Genomic DNA, 14,397 nt, shown 5'->3' on the forward strand with positions numbered 1-14,397 from the left:
GGTCAGCCGACGCGGTCCACGGCGCGCGGCGGCATGTACGTCGTCCGGCTGGGTCGTACCCCGAGACGCACCTGCGACTCCAGCCACATCACGGCGGCGCCCGTCGGATCCACGACCGGCACGTAACTACCGTCCTGCGCCAGCCGCTCCTGGAGGGCGGCGGCCACCCCGAGCATGCCGGTGCAGCCGAGGACGACGACATCGGCCTCGCGGGCCGCGACCGCCGCCCGGGCCTGCTCGGCGAGACCGTCCAGCAGCCGCTCGCCCGGATCCAGGTCGAGCACCGGGATGTCGACGACGCGGATCGATCCGACCCGCTCGGACAGGCCGTAGCGGCGCACCAGCCCGTGCAGCATCGGCAGGACGTTCGGCAGCACCGTGATCACACCGGTGCGCTCACCCAGGGCGAGCGACGTGAGCACCGCCGGCTCGAACCCGCCGACCACCGGTATGTCGACGATCTCCCGTGCCGCGTGCACACCGGGGTCGCCGAAGCAGCTGACGAAGACGGCGTCGGCGCCGTCCCGCTCCGCCTCGCGGACGGCGTCGAGGATGCCGGGACCGGCCAGCGCCTCGTCGTACTCGGACTCGATGGACGCGGTGCCGCGCGCGATGCGCCGGACGTCGATCTCGGTGCCGGGCGCCGCCCACGCGGCGACCTCCCGGCGGACTTCCTCGGTGAACGCGTCGGTGATGACGGGCAGCACGACCGTGAGCTTCACAGCACCTCCAGGGGTGACAAGGACGTGCGCACACCCTCGGCCGCCCCGCACCGCCGCCACAACGTGCACCGTGCACAGCCGTGCCCGCCGGGCAGGGCGACCCGCACCGCCCCCGCGTGCTGCCCGGCGCCCGGCCGGAACCGCGGCTGTGCACGACGCACTGCCACACCCGGCAGGCCGTGCCATGTGCACGGTGACCCGCCCGGCGTCGCGGCCTAACCTCACCCCACCGCACACCGCGCCGGCCGTTCGCTCCCTGTCCCCGCCTGCCTGCCCCCCCTGGAGTCCCCATGGCGTCCACCTCAGGACACGACGACCACGCGCTCGGCCGCGTCCCCCCGACGGCCCGCTTCCACTGGTTCTCGGTCGCCACCCAGCGTTTCGGCCAGCTCTCCACCCTGGCCAGCTTCCTCATCGGAGCCACCCTCGGCTTCGGCATGACGTTCTGGAACGCCGTCCTCGCCATCACGCTCGGCGCGGTCATCCTGGAGATCATGACGATCTTCACCGGGATCGCGGGCCAGCGCGAGGGCCTGTCCACGTCGCTCCTCGCCCGCTGGACCGGCTTCGGCGCGAACGGGGCCGCGCTGATCGGCCTGGCCATCAGCATCAGCGCCGTCGGCTGGTTCGGCATCCAGAACGCCGTCTCCGCCGACGGCCTCGTCGACCTCGTCGGCGTCCTCCCCGCCTGGGGCTGGGCCCTGGTGGTCGGCCTGATCATCACCGCCGTCGTCGTCTACGGCGTCGGCTCGATGGCCTGGGCCGCGTACATCACCGTCCCCGCCTTCCTCGTCCTGGCCGGCTGGTCGATCGCCGTCGAGCTGTCCCGGCACGACCTGGGCGCCCTGACCTCGGCCCAGCCCGCCGGCCCGCCGCTCTCCCTGCTCCAGGGCACCACGCTCGTCGCGGGCGGCTTCATCGTCGGGGCGGTCATCACCCCCGACATGAGCCGCTTCAACCGCACCGGCAAGGACGTCGTCAAGCAGACCGTCCTCGGCATCACCGTCGGCGAGTACGTCATCGGCCTCATCGGCGTGCTCCTCGCCCTCGCCCTGCGCACCAACGACGTCATCGCCATCGTCACGTCCACCTCCGGGTTCCTGGGCACCCTCGTCATCGTGGCCGCCACGATCAAGGTGAACGACTGGAACCTGTACGCCGCCTCGCTCGGCATCGTCACCTTCGCCGACCGTACTTTCGGCCGCCGCCTCAACCGGGCCGCCGTCACCGTCGTCGTCGGCGTCCTCGGCTCCGTCCTCGGCGCCCTGGGCGTCCTCGACAGCTTCAGCGGCTTCCTCAACCTGCTGGGCGTGCTCTTCCCGCCGATCGCCGGAATCATGGTCGCCGAGTACTTCGCGACCCGGACCTGGCGTCCCGCGCTCGACGCGACCCGCCCCTCCGGCACCCTGCCCGCCGACGCGCCCGCCTGGGTGCCGGCCGGCCTCGTCGTGTGGGCAGTCGCCGCCGTCGTGGGGAAGTACGTCGACTGGGGCCTGCCGTCCATCAACTCCATCGTCGTCGCCCTCGTGCTCTACCTCGCGGCGGCCCGCCTCGGCCTGGTGCGCGGGGTGGGCACCGTGCCCACCGACCAGGACACGCCCGCGCAGACCTCCGCGGTCCGCGCCGCCGAACAGCCTTCTGTCTGACCCCGGGCGCCCCGGCGCCAGGACCCGCAAGAGAAAGGACCCCGCCATGCTCCGACTCGGCATCGACGTGGGCGGCACCAACACGGACGCCGTCCTGATCGACGGCGACCGGGTGCTGGGCGCCGTGAAGGCGTCCACCACCGCCGACGTCACCGGCGGCATCGTCACCGCGCTGCGCGACCTGCGCGCGGCCACCGGCTTCGACCCCGCCGCCGTGCACGCCGTGATGATCGGCACCACCCACTTCATCAACGCGCTCGTCGAGGGCGAACGCCTCGCCCCGACCGCCGCCATCCGCTTCGGACTGCCCGCCACCCGCGCGCTGCCCCCGCTGGTCGCCTGGCCCGAACGCCTCGTCGCCGCCATCGGCGGGCACAGCTACCTGTGCCACGGCGGCCACGAGTACGACGGCAGCCCCATCGCCGACTTCGACGAGGCCGAGTTCCGCGAGGTCCTGGACCGGGCCGTCGCCGCGGGCGCCACCTCGTTCGCCCTGTCCTCGGTGTTCTCGCCGGTCAACGCCGAGTTCGAGACCCGCGCCGCCGAGATCATCGGCGAGCAGCTGCCCGGCGCCCCCGTCAGCCTCTCCCACGAGATCGGCCGGATGGGCCTGCTCGGCCGGGAGAACGCCACCGTCGTCAACGCCGCCCTGCGCGGCCTCGCCGACCAGGTCGCCACCGGACTGACCCGCACCGTCGCCGACGCGGGCATCAGCGCCCCGGTGTTCCTCAGCCAGAACGACGGCACCCTCATGGACGTCGACTACGCCCGCCGCTACCCGGTGGCCACCTTCGCCTCGGGGCCGACCAACTCGATGCGCGGCGCCGCGTTCCTGTCCAAGCTGCCGTCCTGCGCCGTCGTCGACATCGGCGGCACCACCAGCGACGTCGGCATCCTGCAGAACGGCTTCCCCCGCGAAGCCTCCACCGACGTACAGGTCGCGGGCGTGCAGACCAACTTCCGGATGCCCGACGTGCTCTCCATCGGCATCGGCGGCGGCAGCCACGTCGTGCACGGCGCGTCCGGTATCGCCGTCGGCCCGGCCAGCGTCGGCTACCGGCTCGGCCAGGAGGCCCTCGTCTTCGGCGGCACCCGGCTGACCGCCACCGACATCGCCGTCGCCGGCGGACGCGCCGAGGTCGGCGACCCGTCGCTCGTCGCCCACCTGGAGAAGTCCGTGGTCGACGCGGCGCTGCGCGAGGTCGACGACCGCCTCGCCGAGGTCGTCGACCGGATGCGGGCCTCCGCCGAACCCGTCCCCGTCGTCGCCGTCGGCGGCGGCAGCATCCTCGTACCCGACAACCTCGAAGGCGCCTCCAGCGTGGTGCGCCCCGACCACTTCGCCGTCGCCAACGCCATCGGCGCGGCGATCGCCCAGGTCGGCGGCGAGGTCGACCGGGTCTACTCGGTCGTGCCGCAGGCCCGCGACACGGTCCTCGACGAGGCCCGCCAGGAGGCCGTCGAGCGCGCCGTCGCCGCCGGTGCCCGCCCCGGCTCCGTCGAGATCGTCGACATCGAGGAAGTACCACTGGCCTACCTGCCGGGCAACGCGACCCGGATCCGCGTCAAGGCCGTCGGAGAGCTGAGCCTGGGAGGCCACGATGCGTGAGATCACCGCCGACAATCTGCCCGACCTGGCGCGCGGCGCCGCCGTCCTCGGCACCGGCGGAGGCGGCGACCCGTTCGTCGGCCGGCTCCTGGCCGAGCAGGCGCTCAAGCAGCACGGGCCCGTCACCCTCCTCGACGTCGACGAGGTCGACGACGACGCCGTGGTGATCCCCACCGCGTTCATGGGCGCCCCCACCGTCATGCTGGAGAAGCTGCCCTCGGGCGACGAGATCCTCGGCGCGATGCGCGCCCTGGAGGATCTTCTCGGCACGCGCGCCACCCACACCGTCTCCATCGAGGCGGGCGGACTGAACTCGATGTCCCCGTTCGTCGCCGCCGCCGAGGCCGGGGTGCCGCTCATCGACGCCGACGGCATGGGCCGCGCCTTCCCCGAACTCCAGATGCTGCTGCCCACCCTCGGCGGGATATCGGCCTCCCCGATGGCCCTGGCCGACGAGCGCGGCAACTCCGTCGCGCTGCGCACCGACGGCAACGCCTGGGCCGAGCGACTGGCCCGCGCGGCCACCGTCGAGATGGGGTGCAGCGCCGCCGTCAGCCTCTACGCGCTGACCGGACGACAGGCCAAGGACCACCTGGTCCCCGGCACCCTCACCCTGTGCGAGCGGGTCGGCCGCGCCATCCGCGAGGCCCGCGAGGGCCACGACGACCCGGTCGCCGCCGCTGCCGCCACCCTCGGCGGGCGCCTGGTCTTCACGGGCAAGGTCGCCGACGTGCAGCGCACCACCACCGGCGGCTTCGCCCGCGGCACCGCCCGCCTCGCCGGACTCGCCCAGGACAGCGGATCCACCCTGGAGCTGTCCTTCCAGAACGAGAACCTGGTCGCCACGCACGACGGAAACGTGGTGGTCAGCGTGCCCGACCTGATCTGCGTCCTGGACACCGACTCCGGCGAACCGGTCACCACCGAGACGCTCCGCTACGGGCTGCGGGTCAGCGTCCTCGGTGTGCCCTGCGACCCGCGCTGGCGCACCCCCGAGGGCCTGGCCCTCGCCGGACCCGGCTACTTCGGCTACGACCACACCTACGTGCCGCTGCCCGCCGCCGAAGTGTGATGATCGAAGCGTGACCACCCCGCCGACCGCCCCCGCGCCGCAGCGCACGCTCACGTCCGCGCGGCTGCCCGCGCTGGCCGTGGGCGCCCAGCTGCTCGGCTCGGGCGGCGGCGGAGAGGTCGACACCGGGGCGCTGCTCCTGCGCCGCGAACTCGACCGGACGCCCGTCACGCTGACCCCCGCCGCCGCCCTGCCGCCGGACACCCTCGTGGTGCACGTAGGCCAGGGCGGCGCTCCCGACGTCCTCGCCGAGCGCCTCGCCGACCCCGACGACTTCGTCCGCGCCGTCCGCACCGTCACCGACGTGACCGGGCGGCCCGCGGGCGCGGTCGGCGTCATCGAGGTGGGCGGCCTGAACGCGCTGATCGCGGGCGTCGCCGCGGCCCGCCTCGGCCTGCCGCTCGTCGACGGCGACCTCATGGGCCGTGCCTTCCCGCGCATCGACCAGACCGTCGCCGCCCTGCACGGCCTGCCCACCCACCCCCTCGCCCTCGTCGGCCCCGGCGGCGACACCGTCGTCGTCCGGGACTGCGCGCCCCGCCGCGTCGAACCCCTGCTCCGCGCCAACGTCCTGGCCCTTGGCGGAGCCGCCGCCGTCGCCCTGCACCCGCTGCCCGCCGCGACCCTCGCCCGGATCGGCGTACGGGGATCGGTGAGCGCCTGCCTCCGCCTCGGCGAGCGCTTCCTCGCCGCCGCCGACGACCACCGCACCACCCCCGACGACCTCGCCGCCGCCCTCGACGCCGAACTGCTCGCGGTCGGCCGCACCGAGGAGATCGTCCCGCGCCAGGACCTGAGTCCCGGCTGGGCCACGCTCACCGACCGGCGCACCGGCGCCGTCGTCCGCGTCGACCTCCTCGACGAGTACCTGGCCGTCACCGTCGACGGCGTCACCCGCGCCGCCTGCCCGCGGATCGTCACCGCCGTCGACCCCAGCGGACGCCGCCCCCTGCGCGCCGACCAGCTCCGCACCGGCCAGCACCTCGCCCTGCTGGCCCTGCCCGCCCTGTACGACTGGCCCGCCGAGGCCGCAGCCCTGGTGGGCCCCGAGGCCTTCGGCCTCAACTTGGCCCCCGCCCCCCACCGGACGGCCCCGCCCGGCTGGGGCCGTCGGCGCGAGTCGGGGAGCCAGGCATGAGCGCCGTCCTGAGCGGGTGCCGTCCGCTGCGTGCCGGTGAGCCGGTGGCCCTTTCCGCCGGGCGGTGGGCCGAGGCGGTCCGGTCGGGGAGCCTCGGTATGGGCGCCGTCCTGGGCGGGTGTCGTCCGCTGCGTGCCGGTCAGCCTGTGGCCCCTCCTGCCGGGCGGTGGGCCGAGGCGGTCCGGTGCGGGAGCGCCGCCCTGGGCGGGTGTCGTCCGCTGCGTGCCGGTCAGCCCGTGGCCTTTCCCGCCGGGCGGTGGGCCGAGGCGGTTCGGTCGGGGAGAGGGTGTCGTCAGCTGCGCACCGCACGACACCCAGCCGTACCACTCCCGTGCGAGTGCCCCGCCGAGACGACCCGAGTAGGGAGCCCGGTATGAGCGCCGCTCCCACGGTCGCCGACCTGCTCGCCGATCCGCTGCTGCGCACCGCCCGCACCCTGGCCGGGCATGCCGGTCTCGACCGGCCCGTCACCGACGTCATCGCCTACCAGGGCGCCCTCGACGCGATCGCCGGGCACCTCGTGATCTGCGATGCCCGCGAAGCCGCCCCCGCCTACCGGCTCGACGCGCTGGTGCGCCGCGCGCAGGAGGCCGGTGCGGCCGCGCTCTGCGTGACCGTGGACGACACCGACCGGCCGCCCCTCTCGGCCGTCCGGCTCGCCGACCGGCTGCGCATCCCCGTGCTGTGGGTGCCGACCGACGACCCGTTCCGCCTCGCCCTCGACCTCACGCTGCGGGTGCGCGCGCCCGAGGTGGCGCGGGCCCGCACCGTCGAGACCCTGGTGCGCCGCCTCGCCCACCACACCGAAGGCCCGGACCTCATCGTCGCGGCCCGCTCCGTCCTCACCGCCGACATCAGCCTGGTCACCCCCGACGGCGCCGCGATCCTCGGCGACCCGGTGCCGCCGGACACCCTGCGCCCCGAACTCGCCGTCCCGCAGCGCACCGCCCGGCTGCTCGCCCACCCCGTGCACGCCGGGCACCGGCCGGGCGGCGCCGCACCGGTCCCGGCCTGGCTGCTGTGTCCCGTGGACGGCGTCGACGACAGCCGCGCCGAGACCATCGCCCTCGGCCTGGCCGTGCTCGAACCCTTCGTCCGGTCCTGGCTCGCGGGCGCCCGCACCCGCGCCGACCACGACCGGGCCGCCCGCCGCCGGCTGCTCACCGATGTCGTCACCGGCCGGTCCAGCGTCAGCCGGGAGACCGTGGAGCGGGCCGTGGCCCTCGGCTGGCGCCTGGAGGACTGGCACCTGGGGCTCTTCGTCCGCGCCGAGCGGACCCCCGCAGGCGACGGCCCCGACACCTTCGTCACGGCGCTGGTCGCGGCGCTCGCCCGGCACGGGCTCACGGTGCAGGCCGTCGCCGAGGACGACGCCGCCTGGGACCTGTGGGCCAGCAGCACCCGCAGGCCCGCCACCGACGACCCGCGCAGCCTGTTGCGCGACGTGCGCAGGGCCCTCGCCGAACTGCCCGTGCGACGGCGCCTCGTCGCCGGAATCGGCCGACCGCACCAGGGGCCGGGCGGCCTCGCGGACACGCTGACCGAGGCCCGCAACGCCGCCCGCCTCGCCGCCGCGCGGGAGTTCCGCCCCGCCGTGGAGCACACCGACGAACTCGGCGTGGGCCAGCTGCTGGCCGCCTGGCAGCAGTCCGACATCACCCGCGCCTTCGCCGAGACGGCACTCGCCCCGCTGCGCGACCCCGAGCACGCCCATCTGCTGACGACGCTGCGGGTCTACCTGGAGAGCGGCGGTTCGGCCGCCGCCACGGCCCGCGCCCTCGGCCTGCACCGCAACACCGTCGGCGCCCGGCTGCACCAGGTCCGCGACCGCCTCGGCATCGACCTGGACGACGCGAGCTACCGGCTGGCCCTCCAGATGGCCTGCCGCGCTCTGACCGGCACCTGACGCAGCCCGGCCGGCCGGGCTGCGTACGCTGGCAGGCATGCGGATCAGACCTACGCTGAACTGGGAGCCCACCGGCGATCTGCCCGCGCCCACGACCGACCTGTCGGCCGTCGTCGACGCCGTCCGGGCGGGTGGCGTCGTGGTGCTGAGCGGCGCGGGCCTCTCCACCGAGTCGGGCATCCCGGACTACCGCGGCGAGCACGGCTCACTGCGCCGGCACACCCCGATGACGTACCAGGACTTCCTCGGCGGCGAGGAGGCCCGGCAGCGGTACTGGGCCCGCAGCCAGCTCGGCTGGCGTGCCATGACCCGGGCCCGGCCGAACGCCGGGCACCGGGCGGTCACCGCGCTGAGCCGCGCCGGCCTGGTCACCGGAGTGATCACGCAGAACGTCGACGGACTCCAGCAGGCCGCCGGCGCGCGCCACGTCGTCGAGCTGCACGGGAGCCTGAGCCGGGTGGTGTGCCTGCACTGCGGCCGCACCAGCACCCGCGCGGAGCTCGACCAGCGGCTGCGGCAGGCCAACCCGGGGTTCGAGGCGGTCGCCGAGCGGCACCGGGCCGCGCGGGTCAACCCGGACGGTGACGTGGAACTGCCCGAGGAGGCGGTGCGCGAGTTCCGGCTGGTGCCGTGCAGGGCCTGCGGCACCGGAGTCCTCAAGCCCGACGTCGTCTTCTTCGGCGAGAACGTCCCGCCCGAGCGGGTGGCGCGATGCCGGGAGATGGTCGACGGCGCCACCACGCTGCTGGTGCTCGGCTCGTCCCTGACGGTCATGTCCGGGCTGCGTTTCGTCCGCCGCGCGGCGGACGCGGGGACCCCCGTCCTGGTCGTCAACCAGGGCCCGACCCGGGGCGACCGCTGGGCCGCCGGCCGGGTCGAACTGCCGCTCGGCGAGGCGCTGTCCACCGTGGTGGCCCAGGTCGCCGCGCCCGGCCCCGGCGACCAGGAACCCGTGTCCGGGTGAGCGCTGCCGGTCAGGCGCCGGGCAGGAAGAGACAGAACAGATGACCGTGCGGGTCGCGCAGAACCCGTACGTCCCGCTGCGGCTGATGGTCCTCGAGCGTCGCCCCCAGCGCGCGGGCCCGCTCGGTCTCCGCCACCAGGTCGTCGACCTGGATGTCGAGGTGGGCCTGCATCTGCTGGGTGCCGGGGCGCGGGGGCCAGACGGGCGGGGTGTGGTCGGGCTCCCTCTGGAAGCTGAGACCGGGGCGTTCGCGTTCCGGATCACGCAGCCGGACCCAGTCGGGTTGGCGGTCCACCTCCACCCAGCCCAGCAGGGACCGGTAGAAGTCCGCCAGCGCGGGCGGGTCGGGTGTACCGAGGACAAAGGCACCGAGAGTCGTCGTCATGCCCCCATGCTGTCAATGGCGGACGTGCGCGGCGGGCTGCCCGGGACGGTCGGTGTGTTCCGGGCGCTCGTGATCCCCGGGGAGCTCGGAGTCCTGGAGCTCGGCCAGCAGGGCGCTCTGGCCCGTGAGGAGTTCGGTGAGGATGCGGCGGGCGGCGCGCAGGAGTTCGGCGACGTCACCACCGGCGAGGGCGTAGTTGACGGTGGCGCCCTCGCGGGTGGAGACGACGATGCCGGAACGGCGCAGGACGGCGAGTTGCTGGGAGAGGTTCGAGGGTTCGATGTCGATGTCGATCAGCAGGTCGCGTACCGATACCGGTCCGTTCTGAAGCAGTTCCAGAACACGTATCCGGACCGGGTGCCCGAGCATGCGGAAGAACTCTGCTTTGACCTGGTAGAGGGGCGCCTGCACGGGATCGCTCACTTCCCTGGCTCGGATTGCGGATGCGGGTGTGGAGACGCGGAGCGGCGGCCACGCCCGCCGCCGCGCCCGCTGTGCCGTCCCATCCTTCCCGGCCGGGGGCCGTCGGATCCGAGAGTTCGACGGATGCAGAGATCGAGACTTGAAGAAGTCTTCAAGTGGTGAGCAAAGAAAAAGGAGCGGGGCTCAGACGTCCAACTGCTCCTCGACGCGCCGGAGATGGTGCCGTGCCATGGCGAGGTTCGACCGGCCCTTGTCGATGACGAGATAGATGAACAGCCCGTTCCCCGTCCGCCCGGAGACGGGGCGGATCAGGTGGTACTGCGTGCCGAGGGTGATGAGCATGTCCTCGATCTCGGCCTCGAGGCCGAGCGTCTCCATGGTGCGCATCTTGGCGCGGATCACATCGGTGTTGCCGGCCGCCGCGACGGTCAGGTCCAATTCCTTGCCGCCGCCCAGGGTGCCCAGCGCCATACCGCTCGTGTAGTCGACGACGGCGGCACCCAGCGCACCCTCGACCTCCGTCAGCAGGGTCTTGAGGGACACTTCCACATTGGTCACGGGTTCTCCTCCACGGGATGCGAGGGCCGGTTCTCCAACCCCCGCCGGAACCCTAGGCAGTTGACGGCAACTCGGTATGGCATATGCCCAAAACGGCAGCCAGAGACGTTTTACGCGCGTACTCGTGCGCTTTCGTGTGCCCTTCGGCCCGAATTTGATCAATCGAATCGATCAGAAGGGAACATTCACAGAGTGATCTCGATACCGATGTTGGGCTTCTTGCGGACGCGGAGGATCTTGAGGAATCCGTTGCCGATCCGCGAGCTGACGTACTTCTTCCCGAGCAGTTTCTGCGCGTCGGCGGTGCCCGCCTCGTCGAGGAGGCGCGCGGTGCCGGACAGGACGGGGGCATCGGGGGCGGTGCGGCCGCGCACGGTGCAGACGGCCACCGTCACCGCGTCGTTGTTGCGGATCCGCTTGACCTTCCACGAGTCGGCGGGCGTCACGACGAGCACCGTGCCGTCGGCCCGCGGCACCTGCCACACGGGCGTGGCGACCGGAGTGCCGTCCTTCCGGTACGTCGTCAGGCTGATGTAGGTGGCGCGGCGGATCGCGTCGATGTCGGACATGCGGGGGAGTCTAGCGACGTGTGTGCCGCGCCTCCGCGAGCCGGGTACGCCCTCTGGCGGCGGCGAAGTTGAACCGGGAACAATGGGGGTGCCGGCTCCGCCGTCCCATCCCCGTGACGGCGGAGTCCGGTCATCAGGCCGTGGCCGTAGGTCCCGTCGGCCGGCGACGGTCGTCCGGCTCTCCGGCGCCGGTGCTCCGGACGAAGTCGCGCACGGCGCCCGCGAAGAGCCCGGGCTCCTCCAGATGGCCGAAGTGCCCGCTGTTCTCCAGCGTCAGCAGCCGGGCGTCCGGGATCAGTTCGTGCAGTTCGCGGCCCCAGCGCGGACCGCAGATGACGTCGTGCAGGCCCACCACGACCAGGGCGGGCACGGTCAGTCCCTTGAGCGCGACGCGGTCGTCGATGACGTCGGGTGTGAGGTCCTCGTCCAGGCCGGAGATGTACGTGGCCCGGATCGCGTCCCGGAACGGAGCCAGCCGTGCCTCGTCGGCCCAGTAGTCGGCGAAGTACGACGGCAGCACACCACGGGCCACGGCCACGGTTCCCTCGTCGTCGCAGATGCGGGACATCGCGCCGAACGCGGCCAGTACGTCGGGCAGTCCGGGGTGCCCCGCGTGCCGCGCCGCCCACGCCTCCACCCTGCGGCCCGCCTCGGCCCCGTGCTCGGGCCCGGTGACGGGAGCACCCTCGTAGAGCACCACGCCGGCGAGCCGCTCGGGCCGGTGCAGCGCGTGGTGAGCGGCCACGAACGCGCCGTGCGAGTGCCCCAGCAGATACACCTCGGGCACGCCCAGGCGGCTGATGAGGACGTCGAGAAAGCCGCTGTACCGCTCCCGGGTGTAGCCGTGCGGGTGTGAGGGCAGCCGGTTGTCCTCGGCGGTCCCGATGGGCTCGACGTACACCATCGTCAGATGCTCCTCCAGCACGGGCATGCGGAGGTACTCCCAGGCGATACCGGGCCCACCGGAGTGGACCACGCACATCGGTCCGGAACCGTGCACATGATACCGCTGGACGATGCCGGCCAGTTGATAGGTGTGAGTGCCGGGGGAGAGCGGGCTGGCGCCCTGACTGGGCGATGCGGTCATCGGAGACTCCTGGTGGGGCGAGGTGTGACGGGGGTGGGGCGGCTGGGAGGTGTGAGTGATGGGCGGCGAGTGCTGCTCGCCGACGACACATGTGTCATGCTGCCTGGAGCGGCTTCGCGAACGACTTGCGCAGGGATGCGGGGGCCGCGAGCGGCAGCAGTGAGGCCAGCACCTTGCCCTTGAACGTGCCGGGTGTGCGGGTCAGTTCGACATCGACCCGGGTGCCGGCGCCTTCCGGGGTCATCCGGAAGACCCAGCCGCCGCCGGCTCCGAACAGCTTCGAGTCGAGGGTGGTGACGGTGACCGTGTCACCCCCGGGCTGCCATTCGTAGCGCGCCCGCTCCCACGCGGCAGCGGTGCCCTCGGTCACCTCGGCCCAGGTGTCCCCGAGGCCGTGCACCTCGAAGTGGTCGGCGTCGATCGTGGGCCAGGACGCGGCGCGGGAGGGGCCGAAGTCCGTCAGCACCGCCAGGACCTCGGACGGGCCGAGCGTGGACACGAGATGAAAGCGGACGACTGCCATGGGAATTCCCCTCACAGAAAGTAACTGGTCTGACTGGTGACGAACGCTCGCACGATCGGGTGTGACCTGTCAAGGCGAACGAAGGGTGCGGGTGTGAGTGCCGCGAGGGGCGCGAATGTGCGCTGTAACCGTCTTGACGGGTGATGCAAATGTCTGCCACGATTCCATCACCGCCTCAACCGGTGCCCCCGATCGGGCCCGGATCGTGGCGCTCGAACACTTTCCGACCCAGATGGGGAGCACGAGTCATGGCTGTCAGCTACACCGCTGTTGTCGACGTCGACGGAGAGGGCCGCAACGGCGGCCGCGTCCGCTCCTCGGACGGACTGCTGGAGACCGGCCTCGCCCTGCCGAAGGAACTCGGCGGATCGGGCGCAGCGACCAACCCCGAGCAGCTGCTCGCCGCTGGCTGGGCCGCCTGCTTCCTGGGCGCCCTGCGCCGGGCCGCGACGAGCCGCAAGATCCGGCTGACCAGCACCGCCATCACCGCCGAGGTCACCCTCACGCACGGCGACGACGGCGAGTTCTCCCTCTCCGCGGTCCTGACGCCGGTGCTCGGCGGCGTCGACGCGAGCACCGCCCAGGAGCTCGCCGAGGCCGCCCATCGGATCTGCCCGTACTCCAAGGCCACGCGCGGCAACGTTCCGGTCGTCATCGACGCCCGCGCCGCCGCCTGACCTTCCCCTGACCGCGGGTCCCGTGCCCCTTCCCCCGGCACGGGGCCCGCACCCCCCTCGCGCTCCCCTCCCACCCCCGTACGCACCGCCGACCGGAGAGAGACGGCACACGCCATGGCTTCCGTCACGTACACCCGCACCCGGACCCCCGAGCGGCGCCGTACCGTCGCCGACACCTCGCCGGCCCGCACCGTCCCCCACCCCACCGACGCCGCCCCGCTCACGGACCACGAGCGGTCCGACACCACACAGCTGTGGAGCTGGTCCGCGACGGCGGTCATGTGGGGCTACGGCCCGTCGGCCTCGGCCTTCCTCTGAAGCGGAGCGTCACCGTGGAAAAGGCGTCAACACGTCCGCCGGACAAGGAGCTCCTCCGATGACCACCGCACAAGACCTCACCCTGGTCGCCCTGGACGTGCCGCACGAGGAGCGGCCGGAACCGGGCGGCCTGTCCCTCGCGCTCGCGGGCGCCGAGGCGATCGACCTTCTCGCGAGCGGGGCACTGTCCCTGGACGGCGACCTCGTGGTGCCCGGCCCGCGACGACCCGAGGTCGACGGCCTGTTGGACCGCGCGTCCGCGGCGCTCGTCCGCACGCAGCCGTACGAGACGGTGGAGAGCTGGCTGTGGCGTCGCGGCCCCGGACTGGCCGCCGCCTACGTGACCGAGCTGGAGCGGTCGGGAGCGATCGCCCGCCCACGGCCGAAGCGCCACGGGTTCTGGCGGAGGAGCGCGGGCACCGACCGGGCCGATTCCCCGGCACGCCGCGCCGCCCAGGCGCGCGCCGCGTCCTGCGAGCCCGTACTCGCCGGGCTGCTGGCGGCCACGAGACGTCAGGAAACGACGTCGTGGCTCCGGCAGGACGACCGGGCCGACGACGCCGTCACCACCGTGCTCGCCGCTGTGGGCGAGGCGGTCACACAACTGGAGGCCGTACGGCTGCGCCGCGCCATCGAGGACGACGCGTTCGACAACATATGGCGTGCCTAGCGGCCCGCCCGGAAAGGCTCCTGGAGGGGTGCGGGACCGCCGGACACATCCCTCCCGCGGCGGGTCGGCGGCCACCGCCCGCGGGAGGAAAGGATGTGTCTCCGGCCGTCGCCCGCCGGGGTGTGCCCGC

16 protein-coding genes are annotated in these 14,397 nt (G+C 73.4%); 9 read left to right on the forward strand and 7 right to left on the reverse strand.

The window, feature by feature from the left end:
* Nucleotides 1–2 precede the first annotated feature (2 nt).
* Complete coding sequence (locus ABZ930_RS00625) at nucleotides 3–722, reverse strand: aspartate/glutamate racemase family protein (protein ID WP_361539143.1); 720 nt, start codon at nucleotides 720–722, stop codon at nucleotides 3–5.
* A 290-nt stretch (nucleotides 723–1,012) separates the two neighbouring features.
* Between ABZ930_RS00625 and ABZ930_RS00630 the strand changes: the two genes are divergently transcribed.
* The 6 genes from ABZ930_RS00630 (at nucleotide 1,013) to ABZ930_RS00655 (ending at nucleotide 9,057) form a co-directional block, all read left to right on the forward strand.
* Entirely contained in the window at nucleotides 1,013–2,368 is a 1,356-nt protein-coding gene (locus ABZ930_RS00630; protein WP_361539146.1) for a cytosine permease, read from the forward strand.
* 46 nt (nucleotides 2,369–2,414) lie between these two features.
* Entirely contained in the window at nucleotides 2,415–3,977 is a 1,563-nt protein-coding gene (locus ABZ930_RS00635; RefSeq protein WP_361539149.1) for a hydantoinase/oxoprolinase family protein, read from the forward strand.
* Nucleotides 3,970–5,049 (forward strand): DUF917 domain-containing protein, encoded by a 1,080-nt coding sequence (locus tag ABZ930_RS00640; protein ID WP_361539152.1) that lies wholly within the window; start codon nucleotides 3,970–3,972, stop codon nucleotides 5,047–5,049. The genes ABZ930_RS00635 and ABZ930_RS00640 overlap by 8 nt, the downstream gene beginning before the upstream one ends.
* A gap of 10 nt (nucleotides 5,050–5,059) precedes the next feature.
* Complete coding sequence (locus ABZ930_RS00645) at nucleotides 5,060–6,187, forward strand: DUF917 domain-containing protein (protein ID WP_361539155.1); 1,128 nt, start codon at nucleotides 5,060–5,062, stop codon at nucleotides 6,185–6,187.
* Between the two features lie 373 nt (nucleotides 6,188–6,560).
* Complete coding sequence (locus ABZ930_RS00650; protein WP_361539158.1) at nucleotides 6,561–8,093, forward strand: helix-turn-helix domain-containing protein; 1,533 nt, start codon at nucleotides 6,561–6,563, stop codon at nucleotides 8,091–8,093.
* A 37-nt stretch (nucleotides 8,094–8,130) separates the two neighbouring features.
* Nucleotides 8,131–9,057 (forward strand): NAD-dependent protein deacetylase, encoded by a 927-nt coding sequence (locus ABZ930_RS00655; protein WP_361539161.1) that lies wholly within the window; start codon nucleotides 8,131–8,133, stop codon nucleotides 9,055–9,057.
* A 10-nt stretch (nucleotides 9,058–9,067) separates the two neighbouring features.
* Here ABZ930_RS00655 and ABZ930_RS00660 read toward each other — a convergent pair whose 3' ends face one another.
* The 6 genes from ABZ930_RS00660 to ABZ930_RS00685 form a co-directional block, all read right to left on the reverse strand.
* Nucleotides 9,068–9,442 carry a VOC family protein gene (locus tag ABZ930_RS00660; RefSeq protein ID WP_361539164.1) on the reverse strand — a complete coding sequence of 125 codons (375 nt, stop codon included), beginning with the start codon at nucleotides 9,440–9,442 and terminating at the stop codon, nucleotides 9,068–9,070.
* 12 nt (nucleotides 9,443–9,454) lie between these two features.
* Nucleotides 9,455–9,853, reverse strand: coding sequence for a metalloregulator ArsR/SmtB family transcription factor (locus ABZ930_RS00665; protein ID WP_361539627.1), 399 nt, complete (start codon nucleotides 9,851–9,853; stop codon nucleotides 9,455–9,457).
* 195 nt (nucleotides 9,854–10,048) lie between these two features.
* Nucleotides 10,049–10,423, reverse strand: coding sequence for a hypothetical protein (locus ABZ930_RS00670; protein WP_361539167.1), 375 nt, complete (start codon nucleotides 10,421–10,423; stop codon nucleotides 10,049–10,051).
* Nucleotides 10,424–10,608: 185 nt separating this feature from the next.
* Complete coding sequence (locus tag ABZ930_RS00675) at nucleotides 10,609–10,992, reverse strand: PPOX class F420-dependent oxidoreductase (protein WP_361539170.1); 384 nt, start codon at nucleotides 10,990–10,992, stop codon at nucleotides 10,609–10,611.
* A 133-nt stretch (nucleotides 10,993–11,125) separates the two neighbouring features.
* Nucleotides 11,126–12,079: an alpha/beta hydrolase gene (locus ABZ930_RS00680; protein ID WP_361539173.1), complete on the reverse strand. Its 954-nt coding sequence runs from the start codon at nucleotides 12,077–12,079 to the stop codon at nucleotides 11,126–11,128.
* 94 nt (nucleotides 12,080–12,173) lie between these two features.
* Nucleotides 12,174–12,602, reverse strand: coding sequence for a hypothetical protein (locus tag ABZ930_RS00685; protein WP_361539176.1), 429 nt, complete (start codon nucleotides 12,600–12,602; stop codon nucleotides 12,174–12,176).
* A gap of 248 nt (nucleotides 12,603–12,850) precedes the next feature.
* On the opposite strand from ABZ930_RS00685, the gene ABZ930_RS00690 reads away from it, so the two are divergent.
* The 3 genes from ABZ930_RS00690 to ABZ930_RS00700 all read left to right on the forward strand — a co-directional run bounded on the left by ABZ930_RS00690 (nucleotide 12,851) and on the right by ABZ930_RS00700 (nucleotide 14,267).
* Complete coding sequence (locus ABZ930_RS00690; RefSeq protein ID WP_361539179.1) at nucleotides 12,851–13,279, forward strand: Ohr family peroxiredoxin; 429 nt, start codon at nucleotides 12,851–12,853, stop codon at nucleotides 13,277–13,279.
* 114 nt (nucleotides 13,280–13,393) lie between these two features.
* The gene (locus ABZ930_RS00695) at nucleotides 13,394–13,597 is read left to right on the forward strand and encodes a hypothetical protein (RefSeq protein ID WP_361539182.1); all 204 of its coding nucleotides are present in this window, start codon (nucleotides 13,394–13,396) and stop codon (nucleotides 13,595–13,597) included.
* A 58-nt stretch (nucleotides 13,598–13,655) separates the two neighbouring features.
* Entirely contained in the window at nucleotides 13,656–14,267 is a 612-nt protein-coding gene (locus ABZ930_RS00700; RefSeq protein WP_361539185.1) for a GPP34 family phosphoprotein, read from the forward strand.
* The last annotated feature ends 130 nt before the right edge of the window (nucleotides 14,268–14,397 follow it).

It is taken from the genome of Streptomyces sp. NPDC046716 (assembly GCF_040645755.1).
Classification (GTDB): Bacteria; Actinomycetota; Actinomycetes; order Streptomycetales; family Streptomycetaceae; genus Streptomyces.